This is a genomic window from Streptomyces fuscigenes (assembly GCF_021556455.1).
GTDB lineage: Bacteria > Actinomycetota > Actinomycetes > Streptomycetales > Streptomycetaceae > Streptomyces > Streptomyces fuscigenes.
This window is the reverse complement of record NZ_JAKGCV010000608.1, coordinates 1-2,614: the sequence shown is the minus strand read 5'-3', so window position 1 is coordinate 2,614 and position 2,614 is coordinate 1. Positions and strand designations below refer to the sequence as shown.

The 2,614-nt window shown below is 74.3% G+C and carries 1 protein-coding gene and 2 pseudogenes; 1 reads left to right on the top strand and 2 read right to left on the bottom strand.

What is annotated here, in order from left to right:
* Nucleotides 1-635 (bottom strand): TerD family protein (locus L1885_RS26900; protein WP_235799761.1); only part of this gene is annotated, 635 nt, incomplete at its 3' end.
* Between the two features lie 438 nt (nucleotides 636-1,073).
* Nucleotides 1,074-1,676: pseudogene (locus L1885_RS26895) on the bottom strand (M48 metallopeptidase family protein); the annotation flags it as partial.
* 502 nt (nucleotides 1,677-2,178) lie between these two features.
* Here L1885_RS26895 and L1885_RS26890 point away from each other — a divergent pair.
* Nucleotides 2,179-2,614, top strand: a pseudogene (locus tag L1885_RS26890) (ThiF family adenylyltransferase); the annotation flags it as partial.

Below are 2,614 nucleotides of genomic sequence, written 5' to 3'. Positions count from 1 at the left end.
TGGGCGGGCGGCGCGGACGCGGAGCCCGGACCGGGCGGCGGCGCGAATCCGGGCGCCGCCCCGGCGGCGGGAGCCCCCGGCGCGTCCTGCGGCTGCCCGCCCTGCTCCTCGGCGACCTCGCCGCCGAAGTTCTTCAGCAGCGCCTCCAGTCCGCCGTCGAAGCCCTGGCCGACGGCGGCGAACCGCCACACGTCCTTGCGGTAGAAGTCGCCGAGCATCACGGCGCGTTCGGTGGAGAACTCGTTCCCGGTGAACGCGTACCGGGCGACCTCCTCGCCGCCCGCGACGATACGGATGCAGCCGGGCCCGACCTGGGACATCTGGCCCGCGCCGTCGATCGTGGCCGTGAAGGACAACTTGTGGATGGCGGCGGGGACGTTGTCGAGCGTCACCCGGAACGACTCCGTGTCGCCGGCCTGGGCTCCGAGGAGCTGCACCGACTCCTCGGGGGTCTTCGGCTGGTTGAAGAAGACGAAGTAGCGGTCGTCCGAGAGCCGTTCGTCGGCATCGAGACCGAAGCAGCTGATGTCGAACGTCAGACCCGGACCCGCGATCTGTACGCCGACATACAGGTCGGTCCCCGCCGTGAGATCACTGACCTTGGACTTGTGGCCGCGCTGGAATTCCCTGGGCATGCGTAACGACCGTCCCCCGTTCCGAAGCGTGTGCGTCGCGCCAGGCTAACGGCTGTGCCGTCCGGTGCGTCAGTCCGGTACACGTTCGGTACGGAATCGGCAAAGTGCGGCGCGCGGGGCGTACGGGGGCACTTCCGGCCCCGGGCGCACCGGCGTTGCGGGGGCCGGGGCGGCGGCCGCCGGGCCGTCCTTCAGCCAACCGGTCCACCCGCGCGACGAGTTGACTGCCCGTCAGGTCGCGCGGGTGTCGGGGCCCGTGAGGCCGTCGCCCGCACCGTCGGCGAGGTCTTCGAGGCCGTCGAGGTCTTCGAGGCCGTCGCCGCCCTCGTCGGGGTCGTCGGCGGTGTCGGTCGGGTCGGCACCGGCTCCGGCACCCTCGCCGATGTCGCCGTCGCCGTCGCCGTCGCCGACGACATCGTCATCGGCATCGGCATCGGCGTCGCCGGGAGCCGGCTGCAGCAGGGCGCCCGCCGCCACGACGCCTTCGAGGTATCCGCGGGCGCGCTCGGTGCGCGGGTACGCCTCCAGGAGCTTCCAGAACCGGGGGCCGTGGCCGGGCACCAGCAGGTGCGCCAGTTCGTGCAGGAGCACGTAGTCGACGACGTACTCCGGCATCCCGCGCAGCCGGTGCGAGAGGCGGATGCTGCCCTCGGCGGGCGTGCACGAACCCCAGCGCGTGTTCTGGTTCGTGACCCAGCGCACGGACACGGGCCGCGCGGAACCGTCGAAGTAGCGCGCCGACAGCTCCGCCGCCCGCGCGATCAGCTCCTCGTCACCGAGCTGCCGCTTGCTCTCCTGGGCCGCCAGCTTGTCGAGCATCACCGTCACCCAGCGCTGCTCCTCGGCCTTGGTCATGCGCGCGGGGATCAGCACGATCGTGCGGCCGCCCTCGCGGTAGGCGGACACGGTCCGGCGCCGGCGGGTGCTCCGGCGGACCTCCACGGCGCCTGCGGCAGGGTCGGGCCCGGGGGCCGCCGTGCGGGAGGACGCGGCAGCCGCGCGCGGGGCGCGGCGCGGTTCGGGGCGGGGGTCGGCGGGCACGCCCCGACGTTACCCGCTGCACGGGCGCCGGGGGCCGGCCCGAGCAGTGACATGGACCATCGACGGCCCATACGTCCATATGTCCATATATCGATCCGCCGATACGCCAGTATGACGGATACCCCCAGCCTGTGGACAACCCGCGGCGCCCGACCCGCGCCGCGGGGCATTCTGGCCCCGGGCGCACACGAAACGAAGGCGCGGATCACGGGCGGAAGCCTCGGAGACCGCCGGCGTCCGCTCAGGGGCACGGGTGAGGGCACGGGCGGACAAGGGCACGGGCGGACGGAGGAGGAGTCAGGAGGACGCAGGAGGACGCAGGAGGACCGAGGCGGACGGGGCCGGACGCGCGCGGGGACCAGGGCGGACGCAGGAAGACGCAACTCACAAAGACGCAGACGCACAAACGCACAGGCGCACAGGCGCACAGGCGCACAGGCGCACAGGCGCACAGGCGCAGGCGTAACGCAGACGATCGAACGGGGGACGAACGATGCGACCGATGGTGAAGCCCGCTCTGCGGCGGGCCTGGCGGGGCCGGCGGACGGTGCAGTTCGGGGTGACGCCCGCGCACGCGGTGCGCATGGGCCCGGTGGACCGGGCGACGGCGGCGTTCCTGGACCTGCTGGACGGTTCACGGACCATGGCGGCCCTGCGGGCCGAGGCCCGGTCCGCCGGGCTGGGCGGGGAGTGGGCCGACGAGGTGGTGCGGCGTCTCGTCGCGGCCGGCGTGGTGGACGATCCCGGGGCTGCGGGCGAGGGTCTCGACGGGCTGCGGCGGACACCGGGAGCGCTGGAGTCGCTGCGGCCCGACCTGGCGTCCCTGTCGCTGGTGCACGCGGCCCCGGGGGCGGGCTCTGCCCGGCTGGCCGCGCGCCGGGAGGCACGGGTGCGGGTGCGGGGCGCGGGCCGGGTCGGCGCGGCGGTGGCGGCGGCGC